Annotated in this window: 19 protein-coding genes and 1 pseudogene; 12 read left to right on the forward strand and 8 right to left on the reverse strand. The window is 71.5% G+C overall.

Annotation, left to right across the window (positions count from 1 at the left end; all coding sequences use genetic code 11):
- The first annotated feature begins 30 nt into the window (after positions 1-30).
- The 4 genes from eccCb to ACQPY0_RS19395 all read left to right on the forward strand — a co-directional run bounded on the left by eccCb (position 31) and on the right by ACQPY0_RS19395 (position 6,636).
- Positions 31-4,062, forward strand: a complete 4,032-nt coding sequence (gene eccCb / locus ACQPY0_RS19380; RefSeq protein ID WP_432990727.1) for a type VII secretion protein EccCb — start codon at positions 31-33, stop codon at positions 4,060-4,062.
- 157 nt (positions 4,063-4,219) lie between these two features.
- On the forward strand, positions 4,220-4,543 hold the full coding sequence (locus ACQPY0_RS19385) for a YbaB/EbfC family nucleoid-associated protein (RefSeq protein WP_432990729.1): 324 nt from the start codon (positions 4,220-4,222) through the stop codon (positions 4,541-4,543).
- A 168-nt stretch (positions 4,544-4,711) separates the two neighbouring features.
- A complete protein-coding gene (locus ACQPY0_RS19390; protein WP_432990731.1) occupies positions 4,712-5,284 on the forward strand; it encodes a hypothetical protein in 573 nt (190 codons plus the stop codon).
- A 50-nt stretch (positions 5,285-5,334) separates the two neighbouring features.
- Positions 5,335-6,636, forward strand: a complete 1,302-nt coding sequence (locus tag ACQPY0_RS19395; RefSeq protein WP_432990733.1) for a LysM peptidoglycan-binding domain-containing protein — start codon at positions 5,335-5,337, stop codon at positions 6,634-6,636.
- A 31-nt stretch (positions 6,637-6,667) separates the two neighbouring features.
- On the opposite strand, the gene ACQPY0_RS19400 is transcribed toward ACQPY0_RS19395, so the two are convergent.
- The gene (locus tag ACQPY0_RS19400; RefSeq protein WP_432990735.1) at positions 6,668-7,333 is read right to left on the reverse strand and encodes a LuxR C-terminal-related transcriptional regulator; all 666 of its coding nucleotides are present in this window, start codon (positions 7,331-7,333) and stop codon (positions 6,668-6,670) included.
- Between the two features lie 155 nt (positions 7,334-7,488).
- Here ACQPY0_RS19400 and ACQPY0_RS19405 point away from each other — a divergent pair, with 155 nt between their 5' ends.
- A complete protein-coding gene (locus ACQPY0_RS19405) occupies positions 7,489-9,993 on the forward strand; it encodes a hypothetical protein (RefSeq protein ID WP_432990737.1) in 2,505 nt (834 codons plus the stop codon).
- 90 nt (positions 9,994-10,083) lie between these two features.
- On the forward strand, positions 10,084-10,638 hold the full coding sequence (locus ACQPY0_RS19410; RefSeq protein ID WP_432990739.1) for a sigma-70 family RNA polymerase sigma factor: 555 nt from the start codon (positions 10,084-10,086) through the stop codon (positions 10,636-10,638).
- Here ACQPY0_RS19410 and ACQPY0_RS19415 read toward each other — a convergent pair.
- From ACQPY0_RS19415 to ACQPY0_RS19430, 4 genes are all read right to left on the reverse strand, one after another.
- The gene (locus ACQPY0_RS19415) at positions 10,581-11,099 is read right to left on the reverse strand and encodes a hypothetical protein (protein ID WP_432990741.1); all 519 of its coding nucleotides are present in this window, start codon (positions 11,097-11,099) and stop codon (positions 10,581-10,583) included. The genes ACQPY0_RS19410 and ACQPY0_RS19415 overlap by 58 nt on opposite strands.
- Positions 11,100-11,299: 200 nt before the next feature.
- Entirely contained in the window at positions 11,300-11,947 is a 648-nt protein-coding gene (locus tag ACQPY0_RS19420) for a response regulator (protein WP_432990743.1), read from the reverse strand.
- Between the two features lie 49 nt (positions 11,948-11,996).
- Positions 11,997-12,383 carry a hypothetical protein gene (locus tag ACQPY0_RS19425; protein WP_432990745.1) on the reverse strand — a complete coding sequence of 129 codons (387 nt, stop codon included), beginning with the start codon at positions 12,381-12,383 and terminating at the stop codon, positions 11,997-11,999.
- A gap of 106 nt (positions 12,384-12,489) precedes the next feature.
- Complete coding sequence (locus ACQPY0_RS19430; protein ID WP_432990747.1) at positions 12,490-13,167, reverse strand: hypothetical protein; 678 nt, start codon at positions 13,165-13,167, stop codon at positions 12,490-12,492.
- A gap of 236 nt (positions 13,168-13,403) precedes the next feature.
- Between ACQPY0_RS19430 and ACQPY0_RS19435 the strand changes: the two genes are divergently transcribed.
- The 6 genes and pseudogenes from ACQPY0_RS19435 to ACQPY0_RS19460 all read left to right on the forward strand — a co-directional run bounded on the left by ACQPY0_RS19435 (position 13,404) and on the right by ACQPY0_RS19460 (position 21,540).
- On the forward strand, positions 13,404-15,041 hold the full coding sequence (locus tag ACQPY0_RS19435) for an RICIN domain-containing protein (protein ID WP_432990749.1): 1,638 nt from the start codon (positions 13,404-13,406) through the stop codon (positions 15,039-15,041).
- 106 nt (positions 15,042-15,147) lie between these two features.
- Positions 15,148-16,653, forward strand: a complete 1,506-nt coding sequence (locus ACQPY0_RS19440) for a S8 family serine peptidase (protein ID WP_432990751.1) — start codon at positions 15,148-15,150, stop codon at positions 16,651-16,653.
- Positions 16,654-16,660: 7 nt separating this feature from the next.
- Positions 16,661-19,444: a right-handed parallel beta-helix repeat-containing protein gene (locus tag ACQPY0_RS19445; RefSeq protein WP_432990753.1), complete on the forward strand. Its 2,784-nt coding sequence runs from the start codon at positions 16,661-16,663 to the stop codon at positions 19,442-19,444.
- Positions 19,434-20,810, forward strand: coding sequence for an EsaB/YukD family protein (locus ACQPY0_RS19450; RefSeq protein WP_432990755.1), 1,377 nt, complete (start codon positions 19,434-19,436; stop codon positions 20,808-20,810). Before ACQPY0_RS19445 ends, ACQPY0_RS19450 begins: the two co-directional genes overlap by 11 nt.
- Positions 20,811-21,025: 215 nt before the next feature.
- Positions 21,026-21,355 (forward strand): annotated as a pseudogene (locus ACQPY0_RS19455) (discoidin domain-containing protein); the annotation flags it as partial.
- Between the two features lie 26 nt (positions 21,356-21,381).
- On the forward strand, positions 21,382-21,540 hold the full coding sequence (locus tag ACQPY0_RS19460; RefSeq protein WP_432990757.1) for a hypothetical protein: 159 nt from the start codon (positions 21,382-21,384) through the stop codon (positions 21,538-21,540).
- A 187-nt stretch (positions 21,541-21,727) separates the two neighbouring features.
- Here the strand turns inward: ACQPY0_RS19460 and ACQPY0_RS19465 are convergent, their stop codons facing one another.
- The 3 genes from ACQPY0_RS19465 to ACQPY0_RS19475 form a co-directional block, all read right to left on the reverse strand.
- Entirely contained in the window at positions 21,728-22,039 is a 312-nt protein-coding gene (locus tag ACQPY0_RS19465; protein ID WP_432990758.1) for a WXG100 family type VII secretion target, read from the reverse strand.
- A 58-nt stretch (positions 22,040-22,097) separates the two neighbouring features.
- On the reverse strand, positions 22,098-22,427 hold the full coding sequence (locus tag ACQPY0_RS19470; protein ID WP_432990760.1) for a WXG100 family type VII secretion target: 330 nt from the start codon (positions 22,425-22,427) through the stop codon (positions 22,098-22,100).
- Positions 22,428-23,799: 1,372 nt separating this feature from the next.
- Complete coding sequence (locus tag ACQPY0_RS19475; protein ID WP_432990762.1) at positions 23,800-24,870, reverse strand: S66 peptidase family protein; 1,071 nt, start codon at positions 24,868-24,870, stop codon at positions 23,800-23,802.
- Positions 24,871-24,904: the final 34 nt, after the last annotated feature.

The following is a 24,904-nucleotide window of genomic DNA, read 5'->3' on the forward strand; positions in this document are numbered from 1 at the left end:
GGATGGCGTGAACCAGGGTTATGGTGCCCGATGAGTCGGCTGGCCTTCCACCGTCCGGCCAGATACCTGCTCCCGGCGTTGCCCACCGACCGGATCGTGCTGCCTGTCCCGCCGGAGGTGCCGGAGCCCAACCAGGCCAACAGCGCCTGGAACCTGGTGCTGCCGCTGCTGAGCAGCGTCGGCATGGCCGCGTACATGGCCAGCTTCGGCCAGCCCGCGACCATCATCATCGGCTCGATCTTCTTCGTGACCTCCGTCGGCGCGGTCGTTGCCATGTACATGGGGCAGCGCCAGACACGGGGCGTGGCGACCCGCAAGCAGCGCCGCAGGTATCGCAGCCATCTGAAGCTCATCCGCAGACAGGCGCGGGAGAACGCCGACGCTCAGCGGACCGTCGCCGCCTTGGCGCATCCTGAACCGCTGCGGCTGTGGTCGATCGGCATCAGCGGGCACCGGGTGTGGGAGCGCCGCCGCAGCGACGACGACTTCCTGAAGGTCCGGCTGGGTCGCGGTGCGGTGCAGCTCACCACGCCGATCGAGCTGAATCCCCAGACCGATCCGCTGACCGACTACGACTGGGAGTCGCTGGCGGCCGCACACCGTCTGGTCGAGCGGTTCGGGCGGGTAGCCGACCAGCCGATGGTGGTCGACGTCGGCGGCGCCGGCGTGATCAGCGTGCTCGGCCCGGTGCCGGCCGCCGAGGAGATCGCCCGCGTGCTGTTGTGCCAGGTCGGGGTGTTCCACGCGCCCGACGACGTGCTCGTCGCGGTGGAGACCGCGGGCAGCGACCGGTGGGAGTGGGCCAAGTGGCTGCCACACACCATCGATCCAGACCTGCGTGACGAAGCGGGGGAGCTGTCGCTGGTCGCGGAGAGCCCGGCCGCGCTGTCGGACTTCCTCGAAGCCGACCTGAGGCGCCGGGCGGACATGCAGGCCAGCCGGCGCGGGCAGTTCGGTGGCGCCCAGGACGGGGGAGCGCAGCGGCTCATCGTCCTGTTCGCCAGGTTCGATCCGTTCTCGGAGTGGGGTCGCAGCGAGCTGATGTCCGCTCTGCTGTCCGCGGCCGGCCCGCAGCTGGGCGTCACCCTGGTGTTCCTGGTCGAGCGGGAGGCCGACGAACCGAGCCGGGTCGATCTGCGCATCAGATGTTCCGGCGCCGACCGGCTGGTCACCGAAGGAAGAACGGAGCTGGTCGTCACGCCTGCGGACGACTGCCTGGCGGACCGGCTGACGCCGGGGCTGGCCGAGCTGGTCGTCCGATCGCTGGCGCCGCTGCGGCTGAGCGACGAGCGGGAGCAGGTACTGGCGCGGATCGTCTCGCTGACCGAGATGGTGCTCGGCGGCGATCCGATGACCGCGGAGATCACCGGCCGATGGATCCGGGCCGGTGACCCGCGGCTGTTGCGTGCCCCGATCGGCACCGACGGGGACGGCAACCCGGTCGTGCTCGACATCAAGGAGTCCGCACAGGGTGGTTCGGGCCCGCACGGCCTGATCGTCGGCGCCACCGGCTCCGGCAAGAGCGAGCTGCTGCGTACCCTGGTCACCGGGCTGTCCCTGACGCACTCACCGGACCTGCTCAGCTTTGTGCTCATCGACTTCAAGGGCGGCGCGGCCTTCGCACCGCTGACCGGCCTGCCCCACGTGGCAGGCCTGATCACCAACCTGGCCGACGACGCCGCCATGATCGACCGCGTGCTGGCGGCCCTCATGGGCGAGCAGCAGCGCCGGCAGCGAATGCTGCGCGACGCGGGGAACATCGACTCCATCCGCGAATACCAGACCCGCCGCGCGGCCGGCGCGACAGCGCCTGACGGCCGGCCGCTGGATCCCCTGCCGTACCTGCTGATCATCGTCGACGAGTTCGGTGAGCTGCTGTCCGGTCGCCCGGACTTCACCGAGCTGTTCGTGCAGATCGGTCGGGTGGGGCGCAGCCTCGGCATGCACCTGCTGATGGCCACCCAGCGCCTGGAGGAAGGTCGGCTGCGGGGCCTGGACTCGCACCTGTCCTACCGGATCTGCCTGCGCACGTTCAGCGCCAGCGAGAGCCGAACGGTGATCGGCACCCCCGACGCGTACAACCTGCCGCCCATACCCGGATCGGCGTACCTGAAGGTGGACGAGTCGATCTACCAACGACTGCGGGTCGCGCACGTCTCCGCCCCCTACGTCACGCCAGACCTGCGCGACCTGGCGACGGGCCGATCCGCCGTCCCGGTCGTGCCGTTCGTGCTGCGCAGCGCGGCCCGTCAGAGCACCGCCGAACCGGAAGTACCGGCACCACCGACCGACGGCGGCCGGACCGAGCTGCAGGTCGTCGTCGAGCGGCTCATGTCGGTGCTCAACCCGGCGCACCAGGTCTGGCTCCCGCCGCTGCCGTCCGCGCTTGCCCTGGACCACCTGATCGGGCTGGTCTCGGACCAGCCCGGCCGCGGCTACAGCGCCAGGCACTGGCCGCTGACCGGGTCGCTCGCCGTCCCCCTCGGGCTGCTCGACCTGCCGCTGCGGCAGGAGCAGGAGGCGCTCGTGATGGACTTCGGCGGCGCGCACGGCAACCTCGTCGTCGTCGGTGCGCCACGCACCGGGCGGAGCACGCTGCTGCGCACCATCATGCTCGCCGGCATGCTCACCCACACCCCCGAGGAGATGCAGTTCTACTGTGTCGACTTCGGCGGCGGGACGCTGCACATGTTCGCCGACGCGCCGCACGTCGGGTCGGTGGCGGGCCGGACCGACCCCGACCTGGCCAGCCGGATGTTCGCCGAGATCCGATCCCTGGTCGGCGAGCGGGAGCGGACGTTCCGCGCGCTGGGCATCGACTCGATCGCCGACTTCCGCAACCGTCGGCGCGCCGGCAAGCTGCCCGAGGATCTGCGCGCCGCGGACATCTTCCTGCTCATCGACAACTGGGGTGCGGTACGGGCCGAGTTCGACTGGGCGGAGCAGGTGGTCACCGAGATCGCCGCCCGCGGGCTGGGCGCGGGCGTGCACCTGGTGCTGACCTCCGGCCGGTGGAACGACATCCGGCCGGCGCTGCGCGACAGTATCGGTACCCGGATCGAGCTACGGCTGAACGATCCCACCGAATCCGAGGTCAACCGCCGGCTGGCGGCCCGGGTACCGGCGAACGTGCCGGGGCGTGGCCTGAACCCCGCCGGGCTGTTCTGCCAGTTCGTGCTGCCCCGGATGGACGGGCAGGACACCACGGACGGGCTGCGCGAGGCCCAGCACGACGTCCTCGCCAAGATAGCGGCCGGCTGGCCGGGCCGCCCGGCGCCGCCGATCCGCCTGCTGCCGCCCCGCATCGAGGTGAGCGACGTGGCGGTGCCGGTCGACGCGGCGCCGACCGCGGTACCGATCGGGATCGCCGAGTCGGACCTGCTGCCGGTCACCATCGACCTGACCCACGGCGATCCGCACCTGTTGATCTTCGGCGACTCCGGCGCCGGCAAGTCCACCATGGTGCGCACCTGGCTGACGGGGCTCTGCGCGCGCCAGTCCGCGTGGGACATCCGGGTCGTGCTGGTCGACTCCCGGCATTCGCTGCTCGACGCGGTCCCGGCCGATCATCTCGCCGCCTACGCCGGCGACGCCGTCACCGCGCGGGCCTACGTTGAGCAGGTCGCCGGCAAGCTGCAGGAGCGCATGCCCCCGGCCGGCATCACCCCGCAGCAGATGCGTGCCCGGGACTGGTGGGACGGGCCCGACATCTACGTGGTCGCCGACGACTACGACCTGCTCCCGAGCGGCTCCGAGGCCCCGCTCGCGCCGCTCGCGGTGTTCCTTCCGCATGCCAGGGAGGTCGGCCTGCATGTGGTGCTTGCCCGCCGGGTGAGTGGGATGGCGCGGGTACTGGCTGATCCGCTGTTCAACCGGATCCGCGAGATGGGCTGCGACGGCCTGGTGCTGTCCGGCGATTCCCGGGAGGGAACTGTCCTGGGCAACGAGCGGGCGGCCGCCCGCCCGCCCGGTCGGGGAGTGCTGGTCGAGAGGGGGCGGTCGGGCCGGCTCATCCAGGTCGCGGTGACGCCGGAGCCGGACGAGGCGCAACCCGAGCCATGACGCGGACCACGGCCCGGGCCCGAAGCGGGACTGGCGGATGCCCCTCTGTGGATGACTTTCCGGTGCTGGATCGGGGGCCTACCGGGTGTTCCGTACGGCTGCCAGGGTGGCAATACGCGCGGGCAGCGCGGAACTCGATCGCGAGGGGAGCGGTGCCGTGGCAGCCGAACAGGTGGATCTGAGCGACTTCCTGGAGCGGGCTCGGGCACTGCAGGGCCAGGTCGCCTCGCTACAGGAGACGATGTTGCGGACGGAGGTCACCGGGACCGCCGGCGGTGGCGTTGTCGCGATCACCATGAGCGCCGTCGGTGAGTTCCTGTCGGTCCATCTCGATCCGGAGACCGTCGCTTCCAGCATGGCCGACGAGCTGGAGGACCTGGTGCTGGCCGCGCTGCGGGACGCGGCCGAGCAACTGCGCCGCAGGGCCGACGAGCGGATCGGTGCTCTGACCGACTCGCTCAACGACCTGGCCGATCACTAGGGTCGACCGGACGGCGTCGGCTGGCTGATGGACACGAGCGAAGCCACACACACTCCTGCCCGGCGGGCGGTCCGGTGGCGGGCTGACTTCGTCGCGGCGTTCGTCGAGCACGCCGGCCCGGGACCGGCCAGCGAGCGCAGGTCGGTCCGTCTGCCTACCCTGATCACCGTGACGGCGCTGTTCGCGGTGCTGACGGTGGTCGTCGGTGTGTTCTGGCAACTGATCGCCCCACGGCCCCGGGGCACGTCGGCGAGCCCTCCGGGGTACACCGCAGTCGCCGGATGGGACTGCACCACCACGAGCGACCACGGGATCGAGGTCCACGGCCGCACCGAACAGTGGCGCACGGTGGCGGGCGGTGGCTGGAGCCAGGATGGCTGCCGGGGCACCTTCCAGACCCTGCCGATGACCGGCGACGCCGACAGCGGCCAGTACGTGCAATGGTGGTTCACTCCCGCCGCCGGCGGCCAGTGCCGGGTCGACGTGTATGTGCCACGCGGTCCCGCCGCCACCGACTCCGGTGCCACTGCCGCACGCTATGCCGTGCTGGCCGGGCGGAGCGGCGCCGGGTACGCCGAGTTCATGGTGAACCAGGCGCAGAACACCGGCCAGTGGGTGAATGCCGGTACCTTCCCCCTGCATGGCAACGAGTTCACCGTGCGGTTGACGACGCGGGGGACACCGGAACACCCCGGCGACCGGACCGCGGTGTCCGCCCTGCGAGTGACCTGCGACAAGTGACCAGATCCGGGGTGCGCCGGACCATGCCGGCCGGAGGGCGGAGGACAACGTTGGAATGGCTGCGGCGCGTTGTCGTGGCGGGTTTCGCGACGCTCGCGATGGCCGCGCCGGTCCTGCCGGCCGGACCGGTCCACGCAGTGCCGACTCCGTCGTCGCCGGCCGTCAAGTACTACGTCGTCGGACAGCCGGTCGACGGCCAGCGCGAATCCCTGTACGCGATCGCGGCCAAGACACTCGGCAACGGCAACCGGCATCCGGAGATCTTCAGTCTCAACAAGGATGTTCAGCAGGCCGATGGCGGGCGGCTGACCGATCCGATGGTCCTCACGCCAGGCTGGATCCTGGTACTCCCGCCCGACGCGAGCGGGCCCGGTGTCCGTCGTGGACAAATCCCGTTCGCGGGTGGCTCGCCGTCCACGTTGAAGGCTCCCAAGGCGGCGTCGCCGAACCCGCTCAGTGCTCCTCTCGTCGAGGCTACCGGGATCTGCGTGGCTGTCGTGCTGTTCGGCGCGGCGGTGGCGGTGCTGCGCGGCGGTCGCCGACCGGTCCCTGCGCCGCTGCCCGCTGGCCGCCTGTCAGGTGGCCCGGTGAGTGGTCGGGCAGGCGCTCCGGACCAGACGGTTCAAATGGAGCAGGTGAGGTCCGTGCCGCAGTTGTCGATGCCCGGGGCCACGTCGGTGTCGCCGCAGACGTCCGCCAGGCCCCCGGCGCCGCCTGGGGGCTTTTCCCCGCCGGTACCGACGCCGCCCGCCACCTCCCCACCGGCGCAAGGGGCTGCGTCGTTGCCGGAGCCTCGGGACGCCGGCAACCCGCACGAGTTGGTCGCCGAACTTCGAGCCGACGGTTTGGCGTTGGAGGTGTCGCTGAACGGGGTCAGGGGCGACGAACCCGGGCCGCCGTTCGGCTGGCGTGGTGCCGGACAAGCACCGCCGCTGGCCACCCTGCCGGTAGTGCTCGGTGAGCAGCAGGCCGGCCGGCGGCTGTTCGCCGATCTGGCGCGCTGCCCGGACGTGCTGACCGTCCTCGGCGCGGGGCCGGACTGCCAGCGGTACGCCCTGCAGCTGATCCGGCAGGTGATCGGCATGGGTAATGAAGTGACCGTCCTCGGCGACCTGTTCGGCGTGGCCCTGCCGGCTGGCTGCCGCCGGATCGCCGCCATGTCGGATATGGAGGCGTCGGCGGCACCCGGCATCGTGGTCTGCGGCAGGCTCACCGGGAGCGCCTTGCAGGCGGCCCGGCAGTTGCGCGTCTCCGGCGGCACGGTGCCGATCGTTCTGGGCGAGGTCGCACCGTCCCGCTGGTGGGTCCGGGTCGTGGACTCGGCGCGGGCTGACCGCGATGACCCGGTCTGAGCCACGGCTGGGTCGTGACCTGGGCGGCTGGCTATCGTGCGGCAGGCGCAGGGACCCGCTGGCCGGACCCCACGTGGCCGAGTTCGATGGCCATCCGGGTCAGCTCCGCCTTGTTGGTGACGTTCAGCTTGGCCCGGATCCGCTTTGCGTATGTGTTCACGGTCGCCTGTGACAGCCCCATCCGGGTGGCGATCTGCGAGTGCGTGAGGCCGAGCGCGATCCAGCGCAGGGTCTCCACCTCGCGGGGCGCCAGCCCGTTCTCGTCGGTGTCGGCCGGCCGCGACAGGTCAGCCACGAAACGTTCGACGAGCTCTGGGCCGATGTGCAGCCCGCCTGTCGCCACTGTACGCAGTGCCTGGCGGACCGCGGGCTGTTCGGCGTACCGGGTGATCACGCCACGCGCACCCGACCGGATGGCGGACAGCAGGGTCGGTGGCTGGTCCCACGACGAGCAGACCAGCGGCGCCCCGATGGTGGCCAGCTTCCCGAGCACCTCCAGCGCCGGCCCGCCCAGCAACGGCGGAAGGTCGATGAATATCACGTGATAGTCGGCCGGCTCGGCCCGCTCCAGTTCCTCGAGCGAGCCGACCGACGCGCACAGGACGAACCCCGGCTCGTCCTGCACCAGCCGCTCCATCCCGGCGCGCGACAAAGGCTGGTCGCACACGATCGCGACGGTACCCACATTCTGCTCCACAACCGCCTCCTCAGGCCCGTGTCCTCGACGACGGTCGCGACACCCGCGGTGTTCAATCCGCCGGCCGACCCTGCGCAGGAGTTGAGAAAAGCAGGGACCACCGCCCGTTGAGGGAGTGTGCACAGTGTCGGATCGCGATGAACGGAATGAGCGCCATGACCGGCAGGCTGCCGCGGACCTCGGCGAAGGCGACAGGCGGCGAGCGCCCGGAGCATCGGCGCCTCGACGGCCTGTTCGACATCTGGCTGCGGACCGGGGAGGACGGGGGGCTGGTCGCGCTCCGGGGCCCGGCCACGCCCCTGGACGCCGGCCAACTGGCCGACATCGTCCGGCGCGGTGGCGGGGCCGGGGACGACGTGCGGGTCATGATGGGCCACGCCGGCGAGCACTCGGCGCTGTTCGCCGAGCTCGCCGGTATCCTCGGCCGCGACGTGCACATCAGCCCCGCCGGCAGCGAACTGCGCTATGGCGACGGCGCCGACCCGGAGCCGGCCCTCGTCGACGCAGTGAACGGCCAGCCGGTGGACTGGCTGGTCATCCAGCCGCCGGCGATGGCCACCAACCTGCCAGGCTGGTATGAGATGGCCCGCGGAGTGGTTCGGCAACGTCGCGGCGTCGTCGCGGCGCCCTTGCCCGGCGGGATCACGCTGGCCACCCGCGCGGACTTCGTGGCCCGCCGCGCCGCCGCGTCCGAACTGTTCGCCGGTCATCCGGAACTGACCACGATCGGTGTCGCCGTTCGCGGTGGAGGGTTCGTCGTCGGCGACTACACCGGCTCGTACCAGGTCGCCGACGGACGGCGGCTCGCCGCGGTCCTGTCCGATCTCCCCCTGTACGGCGGCGAGGTCCGGATGTGGATGCAATGGCCGTCCGATGTGGCCGACCGGGAACGGCTTGACGGCAACCTGGCCAAGTTCGCGGAGAACACCGGTGCCATCGTCTGGGCGCCGGAGCGGAGTGCGGTGACCGAGATCCTGGACAGCTGTCAGGATCTCAGCGCCACAGACCGGACCGGCGGACCGGCAGCGTGGCGTGCGTACCTGCCGCGGGCCGGCGAATCCCCCCGCTTCGAGTCCGATCTGGACGGCCGGCTGTCACCGGCCGGCAGGGTGGTCGCCACCACCTATCCCGGTGTGCCGCTGGTCAGCGTCGCGCCGACCCGCCAAGGCTCGCTGGCCACGCGTTACACCAGCCTGCGGGCCCAGTCCGGGCTGTTCCACATCGACCTGACCGTCCTGCCCGACGGCCGGTGGGCGGTACAGTACGCCGACTCCGGCCCGCATGCGCTAGGGCCGCGGGTGCTGCACCGGATGCTGCGGGCCGTCGGCTGGCAGGGCGAGGACCTGGTACTGCTGGCGAGCTATCGGGCGTCCGCCGCGTCCGGGGTGCGCCGCTACGGCACCCGGCTCGTCGACGGGCTGAACGCCGAGGTGTGGGTGCTGCCGCCGGACGTCGACTTCGCCTGCATCGATGGGTCCGCGCATGCGGTGGATCGCACCGGCCGGCCGGTCGCGTGGCAGCGGTTGGGGGTGGGCGAGCCGCAGCTGCGCTGGCGCAGCGACAACGGCGTGCTGGTCGCCGTCAGCGGCCCGGTGCGGCTGCCGGCGGCCGCCGGAGGAGCTCCGAAACGGCCGCTGCCGATCGCGCAGGGCCTCGTCGTGTCGGTGACGCAGCCTGAACCCCAGCGCCCAACCGGTCCGCCGCCGGCGGCTGACCTGGACCTTCCGGTCAGCGCGAGGCCCTCGCTGACCACGGCTCGGCGTGGGCGGCCCCACGGCATCTACTGGCTTGCCGACCGGCCGATGGTGAACGCCGAGCCGGTCGAATTGTATGTGGTGTGCGGCTGCCCGCCGGCCGAAGCCGTCGGCCGCGGGGTGCCCACGCCGCACCTGTTCCTCGTCGGCACGCTCAAGCCGCCCGCTCCCGGCATGCTTGCCGGCGGTGAGCACCTGCTGAGAGTCCGGGTCGACCCGGGTGGCGCGGTGGACACGTCATCGATCTTCGTCCACGAACCGTCGGTGGTCCAGGCATTGCTGGCCCACCGGGGCGAGTCGTACCTGTTGCCGGGCGGCCTGCTGCGCCGGGCCAGGCTGGTCGCGAGCTACGGCGTTGAGGCGTCCGGGCAACTCGCGGCCCGCGGCACGTTCCCCACCCGACCCGCGCTGGCGTTGCGGTGCTCGGGGGCGGAACACGGCATCGCGGGCCTGCCCGGCGACCTTCCACGGTGGCCGTGGGAGACCGAGGCGACGGCGTACGCGTTGCTGCCCGGCCCGGACATCGCCTCCTCAAACGGTGCGCTGGTGCTGCTGCGCAGACGGCCGGAAGTCTGGGCGGGCCGCCGGTTGCTGGAGCTGCGGATACCGTGGCGGCGCGCCATCGACGTGCGCGCGACCGCAAAACAGATAGCGGGCCTGGCTCAGGTTCGGTCGGCTGTGGCCGGGATGCTCGCGGCACGGGTGGAACTGCTGCTGCCGGGTGACAGCTACGAGCGGGTCAGGGTATCGCGGGTACGGACAGCCGGGCGACTCGGCTGGCGAGCGGCGACCGATTCGCCGACGTCGTCGCTGGCGGATCTGCTCGCCGCCGGTCGGATCCGCAGCCATCGCCCCGCGAGCCCCGGTGTGCCGCCGGCACTTGGGCCCGCGCCTGGGTCCCACTGAGCCCTTCGCTCCAGGCGTCCCGGATCGAACGTTCGCTAGCGTCCGTTGCGAACGCGGGTGGATCATCCGGGACGGGAGAGGAAGTGGGCGATGAGCACCGACGTGTACACGGCCGATCAGATTGAGCCGGACGTGCATCTCCAGAACCGTATGCGGGCGGTCTTCCAGACGAACGCTCGGCCGCTGTACTACTTCCTGCACCGGCTGACCCGCGGTCAGTCCGAAATGGCAGAGGACCTGTTGCAGGAGACCATGCTGCGAGCCTGGCGCAACCTGGCGGACCTGCCGACCGACGCGACCGCGATCCGCCGGTGGTTGTTCATCGTGGCCCGAAACCTAGCGATCGACCTGGCCCGCGCGCGCCTGGCCCGGCCGATGGAGATCCACGGCGTGGATGTCAGCTGGGTGCGTTCACCAGACGACGCCTTTGAAGGACTCCTCGACAGATCTAGATTGCACGATGCTTTGTGCAAGCTGACCCCCGAGCACCGCACCGTGCTGGTCGAGCTGTACTACCGCGACGCGTCGGTGACGGAGGCGGCGAAGCGGATCGGCATTCCGGAGGGAACCGTGCGGTCGCGTTCCTTCTACGCGTTGCGCGCGGCGCGCGGCGTTCTCAGCGGCGTTGATGAGTCGCGGTCGTGACGGCCTGCAGGCAAGCGCGGACTTCCGTCCACATCCGGCGCCCTTGCCCGTACGGCCGACTCACGCAGTGACCAGGTGGCAGCCGCCGCCGCGGTGGGTGACAGCCAGCCCAACCCTGCGGCGACCGCGTGCACAGCGCCCAGCAGATCCGTCGGCTCGAAGTTGTCGTAGACGAGGCAGCCCCGAATGGGCGCACGCAACATCATGCTAAGGACGCGACGTTCGGTCGCGTGCGTCAGCACGACCAACAGCGACCGCTGAGCCAGCGCGTCCACGAGATCGGCACCGTGGGGCGCGGGGACCCGATCGTCCAGCAGGGTCACGGTCGGCTGCAGCTGGTGGGCCAGAGACAGTGCCTGACCGCCGTCCCCGGTGAGCGCGACCACTCGGACCCGCTCGCTGGTGTCGAGCACGACGCGCATCGCCGACCGCTCAAGCAAATTCGGATGCGCGATCAACACGCTGATCACGGTGGTGTGGCCGGAAGGGTGTTCGCGACGTCTCCCCGTCACGCCGGTCCGCCGCTCATACGTCTGCCATCCGGTGTCCGATCCTGTCGCGGTCGACGCTCTGCCGACGCCGCTGCACGGGTTCGCCCGCCGTCCATACAACGGCCAAGGAGGCCAGCGCGTTCAGCCGGTCGACGCGGTGTCCGGATCGGTTACTGCTGACCCGACCACCGCAGGACCGCCTCGGTGCGGTTGGTGGTCTGGAGCTTGATGAAGATGTGGTTCAGGTGGTTCTTCACCGTCTTCTCGGTCAGCATCAGGCGCCGGGCGATCGCGGCGTTCGAGTGCCCGGCGCACAGGAGTTCGATGACGTCCTGTTCCCGCAGGGTCAGCCCGAACCCTTGCCGGGTCAGGCGGATCTGGTCGGCGTGGCCGATGCGGTCCCGTTCACGGGCCGCCTGGTCGCGCAGTGCCGCGATGGTGACCGTGGCGCCTCGGGGCGACAGCCAGCCCTGGCCGGCCGCCACCGCACGAACCGCGCGGAGCAGCTCCGGCGGGTCGAACTCGCCGTGGACGAGGTAGCCACTGGCACCGCCGCGGAGCATCGCGGCGATGAGCTCCTCGGCGGCGTCGCTGGTCAGGGCGAGCACGGCGGTGTGTTCGGCGAGTTGGGCCACGACGCTCAGGCCGTCGGCGATCGGCATACGGTGGTCGAGCAGGGCCACGTCCGGGCGCAGTCGCTGTGCCGCGGTCACAGCGGTCTGCCCGTCGGGGGCCTCGCTGACCACTCGCATGTCCTCGGCACTGGCGAGGTAGCCGCGAACGGCCGCGCGGACAATGGGATTGTCGTCAACGATCATGACGTTGATCATCGGGACACCGCCCGCCTCGGAGGGGTGGCCGCGAAGGTCATGGGGGTGCCGTGGTCGACGGGCTGAACCGCGGGATCGAGCTCGAGCCCCAACGCGGTGTGGCGGCGGGCGTCGGGGTGATGCGCTGCGGGATCACGGCCGTGATCGTGGGGGGCGACGCGACGCCGCTCGACGGCGCCGCGGCGGTCGGGACGATCGGAGTGCCTGGTGGCGTGACCCCGGCCGGCGACGTGTCGAATCGGCCGTCGTCAGGGTAGATCCGTGACGGGATCACGATCGCGGCCAGGACGACGGCCCCGGCCAGGCCGGCGATCCCGAACCAGGGGGTTGTGCGGAGGGGCCGTGCTGGATCCGGCGGCCACTGCGTGAGCTGGTCGTCCAGGTCGAAGGCATGGGATGGGCTGTCCTCTAGCACCCGGGACACGGAGCATCATCCAGGTGCGAGGGCAGCGCTGCCGTATGCATGGCTGGAAATCTACATGACGCCGTGACGGTCCCAGCCGTGGCCGGCCTGCGGAGATGGTGCTCCGTTATCTTACGGTGACTTTGTCGATGTCGGGGGCAGGGCCGTTGTCGTTGTAGAAGGTTATGGCCGTACGTCCGGCGGGGATCGCGGCGGTGAACTCGAAGCTCAATGGGACGTGCCAGCTTGTGCCCGTGACGGTGAAGGTCAGGGGGGTGGCGTTGTTGACGGCGACCTTGATGCGCCGATGGCCGTCGATCTCATAGGTAACGGTGACGGTTCGCTCACCGGCGGTGGGTATGTCCAAGTAGGCGGTGACCGTGCCGAGGTATCGGACGCGGGCGCCGCCGTCGCAAGTGTCGCAGCCGGCGATGCGGGCGCCGTCGGACAGGACGTTGGCGGGGTGTTCGGCCTGAACGCTGACCGGGCTGAACTGCGGGATCAAACTCGGGCCTGGCGCGACGGTCAGGGGCGGCGAGTCGACGAGGGCCGGTGTCGATGCTTGGGTGGGTGAGCCCGCCGTCGTCGCCGGGGCGCGCGGGCTGCCCAGCGTGGCCGACGATGTGGGCACGCCCGGAGATCCGGCGCCCGTCGATCCAGCATCGGACGGCATCGGCAGGTCCGACGGCGGGTGCGGTGCGGCCGGGCCGCCGTCCGCCAGGGCGGTGCGGCCGGGCGATCCGTCGTACCGCACGGCGGACAGCAGCACGGTCGCACCGAGGAAGGCCAAGGCCAGCGCGCACATCAACCGCCAGCGTCCGGAACGGACCGGATCGGTTGGATCAGCACCCCACGCAGGCATGAGCAGACACTAGATTCCCTGACCGCCGCGGATCTTGAGTCGAAAGGCCCACAGGGGCCCAGGACCCGGATCACGCCGATGCGAATTGGGGTGAACGGGACGGCGTTCGGGTTCGTCGTGGTGTCGTGATGCTCCTGTACCCGGACAGGGCTCGCTGCCGCAACGAGGAGACGACTGGCGTGAGCAAGCTCAGCGTAGGTGGACTGGTCGCCCGCTGGAGAGGGATGAGCCGGCGTGGCGCGGCCGTGACGTCTGCGGTATTGGCGCTCGTGTGTGTCCTGGCCGGGCTGGCCTGGCACGAGATCGCAGTGGCCGACGACAACCGGCCAGTAGGCCGACCGGTCGATGAGGTCACTGCGCAGACGATCTCGCTGGCCGCGCTGTCCTGCCCGGCGCTGAGCGGTTCCCGGCTGGCGGCGCAGTTGATGGCCAACTCCGGCCTCGACCCGGACGCCGCCAACCCCGACGGTGGTGGCATCGCCTCGATGCCCCCAGCCGTGTTCCGGTCGTGGGTGCCGTGGCCGCAGGCGGAGGCCCGGGACGCCACAGCGGGCATCTACGCGCTCGCGCACTACATGTGCGACCTCGTCGGTCAGATCCGGCTCACCGGCATCGCCGGAGACCGATGGCAGGCCGCGCTGGCCGCGTATCACTCCGGGACAGCCGCGGTCAAGGCCGCCGCGGGCGTCCCGGCCGACGCGAAGAGCTATGTGGACCTGGTGACGGGCTATGCCGCGTGGTATGCGGACCTGGCGGTCTTCGGCGGCACCAGTGCGCCGTCCGGCCCGTCGCCCTCCACGACGGAGGTTCCGAACGCGTCCGTGCCGCCGGGCCGGACGGTGTCCGACTCGCCGGTCGCGGTCCCGGTGCTGTACGCCGCGGCGGTGCGCTCCGCCGGATCGGTGTGCGCGCAGATCACCCCGGCTCGGGTCGCCGCTCAGCTCATGGCGTCCTCGGGCTTTGACCCGAACCGCCGCTCCGCCGACGGGGCCATGGGCATCGCCCAGTTCCGGGTCGAGCTATGGAGCCGGTACGCGCCGAAGACCAGCTCTCCGTGGGACCCCGCCGCGGCCATCTCGATGCTGGGCACGGTGATGTGCGACCTGGTCAAGACGGTCGCGCCGATGGGCGGGGACAGCTACCAGCATGCGCTCGCGGCGTTCCGGGTCGGCGTCGACATGGTGCGCGCGGCCGGCGGCCTGCCGCCGGTCCCGGCGGTCAAGGAGTTCGTCAGCCGCACCACGGCCTTGGCCGATTTCTACGCCGTCGTGGGCTCGATGGCCTCGACCAGCAGCACCTCGCCCTCCTTGACGGCGAGCTCGAGCCCGACGCCCGCCAAGACGACGGCCGCGCCGAAGCTGTCGTCGTCGCCCAGCCCGTCCCCGACCGGGCCAACGCGGTACAAGTTCGTCCACGTCCGCACCGGCAAGGTGATGACCGTGCCCAACCGCTCGCCGGCCGCCGGCGAGATCCTCGTGCAGCAGACCGACACCGGGGGCACCGACCAGCAATGGCTGCTGATCAGGGACGCCGACGGCATGATCCGTATCAAGAGCGCGTTCAACGGCTTGGTGCTCTCGCCCCTCAACGGGTCCGTCGACCTGTACGCGCTCGTCGCGCAGGTGCCCGACGCCAGCGCGGCGGCGACCCGGTGGAGGCTCAATGACGTCGGCGAAGGCAAGTACCAGGTCCAGAACTCGAACAGCGGCCTGCTGCTGGCCTTGCAGTACATGGTGGACACGGACGGCACCAAGCTGTTCCAGCACCCGGACACCGGCAACGATGACCCCCTCTGGCGGCTGATTCCAGTGCGGTGACCCGCTGGGTCTGCGCAGCCGGTAAGAACAGCCCGCCAGAGGACGTGGAAGGAATTCGATGATGGTCAGCCGGCTCGCACCGCCGCGAGTCCGGCGGTGCGTCGCGGTGGGGCTCACGGTCCTGCTCCTCGCCGCACTGCCGATGGTCCCGGCCCGCGCCGACGACTCGGTGTTCGTCAAGTACTACACGGTGACCTCCTCCCACCAGGGTGCGGCGGAGAACCTCGCCGGGATCGCTGAGCGCTTCCGCGGCACCGCGAACCGGGCGACGGAGATCTTCAACCTGAACGTCGGCCGGGAGCAGGCCGACGGTGGCGCACTCACCGACCCGACCGAGCTCCACCCGGGCTGGCAACTGGTGCTGCCGTGGGACGCCGTCGGTGCCGGCGTCCAGCACGGCGTACTGCCGGTGTCGGCGACGCTCCCGACAGCGTCGCCGACCACGTCGGCCACCGCTTCCCGGTCGACCCGGCCACCGGCGGTACAGTCGAGCGCGGCGACCAAACCGGTCACCGGAACCCAGTGCGCGCCACCGGCCGCCGCGGCCGGCGCGAGCGGCTCGGACTGGGCCGCACAGCGGCTCGCCGTCGACCGGGCCTGGCCCCGCAGCCGAGGCAAAGGGCAGCTGATCGCGATCGTGGACTCCGGCGTCGACGGCAGCCTCGCCCAGCTCACCGGGCACGTCACCGTCGGCGTCGACATCGTCTCGGGCAGCGGCCGGGGCGACACCGACTGCCTCGGCACCGGTACCGCGATGGCCGGTATCGCCGTCGCGCAGCCCAGCCAGGGCGGCGGGCTGGTCGGCGTTGCGCCGGATGCCGCCGTCATGCCGGTCCGGGTGGTGACGGCCGCCCCCAAGGCCCAGCCGGCGGATCAGGCCACCGCCATCGAGGTGGCCACCGCCTCCGGGGCCACCGTGATCGCGTTGGGCTCCTATGTGGACACCAACGACACCGGCGTGGCCAAGGCGATCGCCGCCGCCGCGCAGCACGACGTCGTCGTGGTGACCGGCGCCGCGCTCGACTCGACGCCGGTCAATCCGGCAGCGGTCCTGCCCGACGGGGTGCTGCGGGTCGGTGCGATCGGCGGCAACGGCCAGCTTGCGGCCACGTACCGGGCGGGCGGCGTGGATGTGGTCGCGCCGGCGGTCGACGTCACCAGCCTCGGCATCGCCGGCGCCAAACCGTTCGTGGGTACCGGCACCCAGTACGCGGTGGCGTACGTCGCGGGACAGGTGGCACTGGTCCGTTCGGCCTTCCCGGCGCTGACCGCCGGCCAGGTGACGCGCCGGGTCAAGGCGACGGCCAGCAAGCCCACCGACTCCGCCGCCGGCGTCGGGTACGGCAACGGGACGATCGACCCGTTCACGTCGGTGAGCGCCGTGCTCGACGGCGAGGGCCCGCCGGCCGCGTCGGGCGGCCCGGCGGGCAGCTCGCAGCACACCGGCGGCCGGACAGCGATCCTGGTGATCCTGGCGCTGGTCATCCTGATCGCGGCGGTGCTGCTGGCGTTCCGGCTCCGGCAGATGCTGCGCGGCGACGCCGCCAAGGACGACGACACCGGCCCGCCCCCATCCCGGCCGGGCTCGCCTGACCTGAACCGGGCGGGGTGAGCACGGCGTGACGGCACACCGGGCGACGCCCGCCCCGAACGGCGCGCCGTCGGGCAAGGTGGAGCGGGTCTCGACCCGGCCGTGGAGCCGGTACCGCACCATCGGCGCGGCGATTCGGGCCGCCAAGGACGGTGGCGTCATCTCGGTGGTCGCGGGCGTCTACCGGGAGTCCCTGGTGTTCGACAAGTCGGTCACGGTCACCGCCGAGGGTGGCGAAGGCACTGTCGAACTGGTCGCGGCGCACGGGCCGGTACTCGTGGTGCGGGCCGGGAGGGCGACGATCCGCGGGATCGCCCTGCGCGGCCGGGAACCGGGCGCGGTGGCGGTCGCCGTGCACGCCGGCACGCTCGTGCTGGAGTCGGCCACGGTCACCGGGGGTGCGGTGGAGGTCAGCGGCAGTGCTGCGGCCCAGCTGCGGCACTGCGTGATCCGTGGCACCAGCTCCACCGGGCTGCGGGCCGCCGGCGAGGCCGTGGTCGAGGGCACCGCCCTCACCGTGGAGGAGGTCGGAGGTGACGCGGTCGTCGCCGGTGACGCCGCCCGGATCGTCCTCACCGACACCCGTCTGACGAAGGCGGGCGGCGGTGGCGTCGTGGTGGCCGAGCGTGCCGCGCTCACCTTGGCGCGCTGCGACATCGGGCCCACCGCCGGCGCGGGCGTCGAGGTCGTGGGCAGCGGACAGGCCCGGCTGACCGACTGCCGGCTGCACGATCTGGCCGGTGACGGCATCCGGGTGGCCGGCAGCTCGACGTTCGGTCCGGCGTGGTGGCCACCACTGCGCCCGGAGCGGTCCGCGACCGCGCCGGCGGGTGCGCCGGGCGATGCCGGCGGGGTGCTCGTCGAACGCTGCACGATCACCCGCAGCGCGGCGACCGGCGTCGCGCTGAGCGGGTCCGGCCAGCTCCACCTGGCCGGGTCCACTGTGGAACACGTGGGCGGGCCGGGAGTCCTGGCGACGGACGACAGTCGCCTGGCGATGTCCGGCAACCAGATCAGTCATGCCGGGCAGACCGCGCTGGCGGTACGGGACCGCGCCGAGGTCCGCTGCATCGACGGGACCATGGCCGACTCGGCCGCCAACGGGCTGTTCGTGGCCGACGACGGCCGGGTCCTGCTGGAGGGCTGCACGTTGCGCCGGTCGGAGTACAGCGCGGTGCATCTGACCGGGACCGCGACGGCGGCGCTGCTCGAGTGCACCATCGCGGACACCCCGGAGTTCGGGGTGCGCGCGTCCGACCACGCCCTCTTGCGGCTGCGGGGCGGCAGCATCACCGGCGCCGGCCTCGGCGGGATCCAGGTCGACGGCGATGCCGATGCCGACGTGCACACGCTGGCCGTCTCCTCGTGCCAGTCCGGGATCCGGATCGACACCCCGCACCGGCCGCTGCTCGCCGACTGCGACATCCGCGACGTCGAGCAGACCGGGATCGAGATCGCCCGAGGCGCCGCGCTTGTCGCCCGGCGCTGCCGGATCACCGCATGCGGCGCGGTCGGGGTCCTTGTCGACGGGGACGCCGCGCCGATGCTGGAGGACTGCGAGATCGCCGAGACCGGCGGCAGCGGTCTGGTGATCTGGGAAGGCGCCACGCCGGTGATCCGCGGGCTCACCGTGGCCGGATGCGGCAGAAACGGTGTGTACGTCGCAGACCGCGCGCATGGCAGCCTGATCGACTGTGACATCTCCCGGACCGGCTACCCGGCCGTCTACGTCGGCGCGGACGCCGATCCGCAGCTGCTGCGCTGCCACGTCCACGACGCCGGCAAGGATCTCGAACAGGCCGCCGGCGCCCGCGCGACGTTCGAGGAGTGCTGGAGCAGCGGGGTCGCCGACGCCACCCTGCCCACCGAGGCCGACGCCGTGCGTCTCGCGCCCGCCGGACCGCGACGCGCGCTACCACGGCCGCCGGCCGGCCCCCGCAACCGGGCGGCGGACCTGCCCGCACTGCTCGGCCAGCTCGAGGACCTGATCGGGATGGCCCGAGTGAAGCAGGACGTCGGCACGATGGTGAAGCTCGTGCAGACCGTCACGCGCCGCCGGGAGGCCGGTCTGGCGCCCCCGCCCATGTCCCGGCATCTTGTCTTCGCCGGCAACCCCGGCACCGGAAAGACTACGGTCGCCCGGCTCTACGGACAGTTGCTCGCGGCGCTGGGCATGCTGACCAGCGGGCACCTGGTCGAGGTCGACCGCAGCACCCTGGTCGGCGAGTACGTGGGCCACACCGCGCCGAAGACCCAGGCCGCGTTCCGGCGGGCACTCGGCGGGGTGCTGTTCATCGACGAGGCGTACGCACTGGTGCCCGCGGGCAACGGCACCGACTTCGGCCTGGAGGCGATCTCCACGCTGGTGAAACTGATGGAGGACCACCGCGACGAGGTCGTGGTGATCGTCGCCGGCTACCCGCACGAGATGAAACACTTCATCGCGGCGAACCCGGGCCTGTCGTCGCGGTTCTCCCGTACCCTGGCGTTCGACGACTACTCCGCGGCCGAGCTGGTGCAGATCGTCGAGAAGCAGGCGGCCCAACACGAGTACGGGTTGGCGGACGAGGCGCGGGCCACGATCCTGGCGTACTTCACCGCCATCCCCCGCGGCGAGGGCTTCGGCAACGCCCGCTTCGCCCGCAAGGTGTTCCAGCTGATGACCGAGCGGCACGCCGCCCGCGTCGCCGATCTGGCCGCGCCCACCAACATGGAGCTCAGCATGCTGGAGGCGGAGGACCTGCCGATCAATGACACGGGCGTGGCGGCTGAGGTGGTTCCGAGGATGGCAGGAGACGGCGATGAGCAATGAGCAGAGCCGGATCACCGTGGTGGGCACGCGTCGACGGATCGACGTGTCGGTACCATCCGGTGCGCCGGTCGGCGAATACACCGCGCAGCTGGCCAGCATCTGCCGCCAGGAACAGGCCGACGTCCTGCCGCCGACCTGGTCGCTCGCGCCCGCCGGCCAGCCGCCGTTCCCGCTCGACGCCAGCCTGCTGGACCAGGGCGTGATCGACGGGCAAGTGCTGTATCTACGGGACGTCGCCGGCGAGTCCTACGCTGCACCGCTGGTGGAGGAGATCGAGGAGGTCGTCGCTGACGAGGCCCGACACTACCGCCAGCAGCGGCTGCGCGGCGGGCCGGTCGTGCTCGGCCTCGGCCTGCTGTGGCTGACCGCCGCAGCCGTCCTCGCCGCGCGGCGGTTCGACGGAGGCACCGGCGTGGTGGCCGGCTTCACCATCGTCGGCATGCTGCTGCTCGCCACCGCATGGGGCCTGGCACAGCAGCGCGCCGTGGTGCCAGATGCGCTGCGCCTGGCGGTCGGGCTGGCCTCGCTGCCCTGCCTGGCCGCCGCAGGCATGCTGGTGGCCCAGGTACTGGGCGCACCGGCGTCCCGCTGGGCCGGCGCCCTCGTGGGCGCCAGCCTCGCCGCGCTGATGATGCTCGGGGTCATCCCGAATGCGGGGCTGTTCGCCGTGCAGTTGCAGATCACGGTCGCGCTCGTGCTGGTGTCGCTGGCCCAAGGCCTCGACGCCGACCCGGCCGAGGCGGCGGCGCTCGTCGTCGTGACGAGCCTGGGGATCTTCGCGGTCGCCCGCCGGATCGCAGCCACCGTGGCCTCCTGGGGCCGACGTCGGCCGCCGGACGACGCGGTCGCGGTGACGGTCACGTCCGAGCTGGTCGACCGGTCCCGGCGGGTGCTCACGGTCGTGCTGGCCGGGCCCGCGGTCGCGCTGGCGGTCGCGCTGCCGGTGCTGGCCTGGTCCGGGCGGACCTTCGCTCTCGCCCTGGTCGGCGTGGCCTGCATCGCCCTGGTCGCGCGCTGCCGGCTGGCGGCGTTCTCCGCCGAGCTGCTCGCGTTCGGTAGCACTGCGGCGATCGGCTGTTTCAGCCTGGTCGCTGCAGCCGCCCGGCTGGCGGCTCCGGGCACGGCGGTCAACGTGCTGGTGATGGCGGGACTCCTCGTTGTGGCCACCGGAGTAGGCATCAGTGCACTCCGGCCGACCGTTCCGGAACCACCGGACGCCGATGGGACAACCGGGCCCCGCCCGGCTCGGCGGCGCAGCCGGGCCGAGGTGGTCGGGGTAGTCGCCAGCGTGTTCCTGGCTCCGCTGGCCCTCGGCGTGTTCGGCGCTTTTCATCACCTCATCGACGTGGGGCGCAACCTCTTCTGAGCAGGGCAGAGGCTGGGCCGTCGTCGTGGGCCTTCGGGGTCATTCGCTTCATCCGCACCGGCGGCGGGTGCGGCTAGCGTAGCTATCCGACGCCGTAACTCCACCGAAGATGGAATCCCTCGGAGGCTCAGTGCGAACCCAGACTTCGCCGCTGCGCTGGCGGCGCTGGCGATAATCTCTTGTCGGCGGCGGCCGTTGCGGTCGCCGCCGCGCTCGTGTCGTGGACCGCGGTCGGCCCGCTGCGGCTGGCCGGTCCCGACGAGCAGCCGCTGTCGCATGGCAGACCGGCGACGGCGTCGCCGCGGCAAGGTTCGCAGTGGTCCGCGGCCGCGGCGGTCGACGGTAACGACAAGGCCAGGTGGTCCAGCGCCTTCAGCTACCCGCCGTGGCCTCAGGTCGACCTCGGCAGCCAGGCGAGCGTTTATCGCGTGGTCGTGCGCTGGGAGGCAGCGTACGCCTTGGCGTTCGAGATTCGGATCTCGCCAGACGCGACGGCTTGGACGTCGCTGCGCAGTACGACCACGGGTGTCGGCGGTACGCAGACGCTCGATGTCGTCGGCAAGGCTGGTACGTGCGGACGTACGGTACGAGGTCGGCCACCGGCTACGGCTACTCGCTGTGGGAGTTCCAGGTGTTCGGCACGGCAGCCGGGACCGGCCCGTCGGGGGTGCCGTCCCAGCCGGCCGGGACGGCACCCCCGACCTGGCCTGGCTACGCCATCCGGCCCTGACCGGCCTATCGGCGGCTCACGCTCGTTCGTCGCAGGTTCCGGGTGTCGCCACGCAACCGATGTAGCCGACACGGTATTCACTTTCGACACACGCCATCCATCGAGATGGGTGGCGTGTCGGCACCTCGCCCAACGCGCAGGTGGCGGCTCGTCACACTACGATAACGAGTTCACCATCGGCAGCATGTCAGCCTCGCCAGGTTCTGGTATTTACCCATTCACACTCGCTGTAGTTGCGCCAGGCGAGGTTCAGCGCCGATGCGATGTCGCCGAGCACGCCATCAGGTCCGAACAGCTCCCTCGCGGCGTTGTTCCACTGGGCCTGCAACGCCTCGTAGTAGGGCTGCGCAGTACCCGTCCAGTGGGCCTCCAAGGGGGCCAGCATGGCCTTCAGAGCAATGAGCTCGTCACTGATCGTCGTCGCGGTGGAACTCATCCTTGCCCCAGCGGTCTCCAGTTCCGGCGGCACTTGAAGGGTGGAACCTGCGATATCCGGCACGGTGTCTCCTGTCCTCGCTGAAGAATGCGTCACCTGATTGCAGCGAGCGGGCCGCTGGCTATCGATCGAGATTGATCTTCGGAGCGCCGCCAGTAATCTTGGGGGCGCCCGTCATGACTTCCGCTTCGGTGGTGGTGTAGTTGTGGAAGTTGCCCTTCAGCCCGTCGGCGATCCCGATGAGCGCGTCGTTCATCAACCGCCCTTGCCGGTCATAGTCTTCCATCAGACTCTGGTACGCGGCGGAACCGTTCCCGAGCCAGTACGCGGCCAATCCCTCGACATATCGCCGCAGTGCTCCCAGCTCCGACGTAACGTGACCAGCCGTATCGGTACAGCTCTGCGCTCCGTCCAAGAGCATCTGCGGCGTAATGTGGATGGTCGATGCCATTGATCGAGCCTCCTCAGTTCGGTGCTGGGTCCCACCGTCCGGCCTGCCAAGGGGGACCGCGATCGGCTAGGCCCATGCCATCCTGCCTGACAGTAGGCGAAACGGGACTAGTCGCCAGTTCGTGCGACACGCCTGCCCAGCTGTGGGGACGTTCGCCGCTATCGGCACCGGGGACGCCCGCCCACTCCGTCGAGGGCGCCGGCCAATCGCCGTGTGGGTGAGCGCGGTTTTCCATCCGCGTAGTCGTCGCTCACGAATTCGGCGCCGCGGTACCGCAGGCCGAACCACACCCAGTCACGCGGTCGCTCGGCTGCTGTCCTGGCGGGGCTCGCGGCCGACGCCCTGCGGGCGCTGCTCACCCCGGGCCCACAATCTGGCCACAGCGGACGGGACGGACGACACCGGCACGAACAGGCCGTGGGCGGCATCCGCGTGGGCTACACGAGGGTCGCGCCGGCGGGCTGGTCCGTCCTGCTCTCGGCCGGCGTGCCGCAGAACGAGGAGACACACTTCGAGGTCCGCCGGCAGCGCGGTCGACGGGACGCCAGCGGGCGGGCTGCGCATCGACGCCCTGAGTCCGGCCGATCTGCAGGTCGCCGCCGCCGACGTGACCCGGCAGCGGGTGGCCGGCCCCGCTGCCGGTGCGGCATCCGGCCGCGCGGCTGCGGCTAGTCGTGCAGCAGCGCCTCGGCCAGCCGGTCACGACGCCAACCCGCCCGGCCCGTACGGCAACCACGGCCTGTTCGCGCTTGCCGTCTACCTCGTCGGTCTGCTCAGCAGCCTGCCCGAGCCGCCGACAGCGATCTGGACACCGCTGGACGAGCAGAGCACCGCCCTCGAGCTGCCCAGCAGCTCATGGGCTGGCCCACCACGCTCAACACGGTCGCCTGCCACCACCGCCCGGGTCCGCCAGCTCCACCAGGCTCCGGCCTTGCTGGACACCCCACTGCGAGCCCACCTCGGCCCACAGCACCAACCGGATGGTCCAGGCCAGCACCACCGACATCGAGCATGCCCAGCAGATGCTGGCAGCGGCCGGGATCACGACCACCCCCACCGCGGTGCTCGGCCTCGCTGGCCTGCTCAACGCCACCGGCCATGAGGCACCGGCCTCAGCACCGGTGAGCCAGGCACGCCAAGGCCAACAGCTCGTGCTTCGTCGTGCCGGATGCTGCCGCCGCCACAGGGTAGGGCCGATGATCGATCCGCCGTCCAGCAGCACGGCGACCGAGGCGGCACCGCCCGACACGACCACGCGCGACGGCGGACAGCGACGGACGTACCCACGTCACGGTGTCGTCTTGTGCCAGCCATCCGCAGCTCGCGCTGCGAGTCCCAAACGCTGGTCAGCAGCGGGCGGGATTGTTGCCAGCTACTGCACCCCGGCGTCGACGGTGAGCGTGCCGGCGACGGTGTCGATCGTGGCTGTTGCCCCGATCGGCACGGTGAGCTGGCCATTGCCGTGGCCGATGCGTAGCCCGCCAAGGACGGGCACGCCGAGGTCGGCGAGCCGGTCGGTGATGGCCTGTGCGGCGGTCCATCCGCTGGAGCCGTCGCCAGCGGCGTCGAGCTGGCCGATCGCGATCCCGGCGACGCGCCGCAGCGCGCCGACCCGCCGGAGCTGGGTGAGCATCCGGTCGTAGCTGTACGGTGCCTCGCCGGTGTCCTCGAAAAGGAAGATCGCGCCGTCGAGGTTTGGGAAGTCGCCGCAGCCGATGCTGGTCTCGACCATGGTGAGGTTGCCGCCAAGCAGCGGACCGGAGGCCTGGCCGGAGCCGTTGCCAGCGATCGTCACCGCGGAGCTGGGCTCGGCCGGGTCACGGGTGAGCACGATCGAGTCGGTGGTCATCAGTGCCTTGCGCATCGACTCGATTGAGTCGGGCCCGAGGCGTGTGTCGGTCCAGGCAGCCAGGGGGCCGTAGAGGCTGGCCAGCCGGGCGGCCCGCCACAGCCTGCCGTGCAGGGCGGTCAGGTCGCTGAAGCCGATGAGAATCTTCGGGTCGTGGCGGACCGCGTCAATGTCGAGGCCGTCGACGATGCGCTGGGTCCCGTACCCACCGCGGGCACCGACGACACAACGCACGCCGGGGTCGCGGAAAGCCGCGTTGAGGTCGGTGAGCCGGTCGGCGTCGGTGCCGGCCAGATACCCGAACCTGTCGTACACGTGGTTCCCGAACTCCACGACCAGCCCGAAGCTCTCCAGAATCTCCCGACCCCGGACCAGCCGTCCGTCGCCCGGATAGGCGGGTGCGACGATGCGGACCCGGTCGCCGGGCTGTAGTGCGCGGGGCTTGACGGGCGTCCCGCCGTGCTGCCCGGTGCCCGGGGCGGCCTCCACCGGTCCGGCCGCCGCGACAGCGCCGACCGCGGCGCCCCCGGCGACCGCCACCCCGGCGCACAGGAGCCTGCGCCGCGATACCACCGGATCCGACTGCTCCACCATGTCGCCCCCCAAGCTCCGCCACCCACCGGCCGCG

Source organism: Dactylosporangium sp. CA-233914 (assembly GCF_050942935.1).
Lineage (GTDB): Bacteria > Actinomycetota > Actinomycetes > Mycobacteriales > Micromonosporaceae > Dactylosporangium.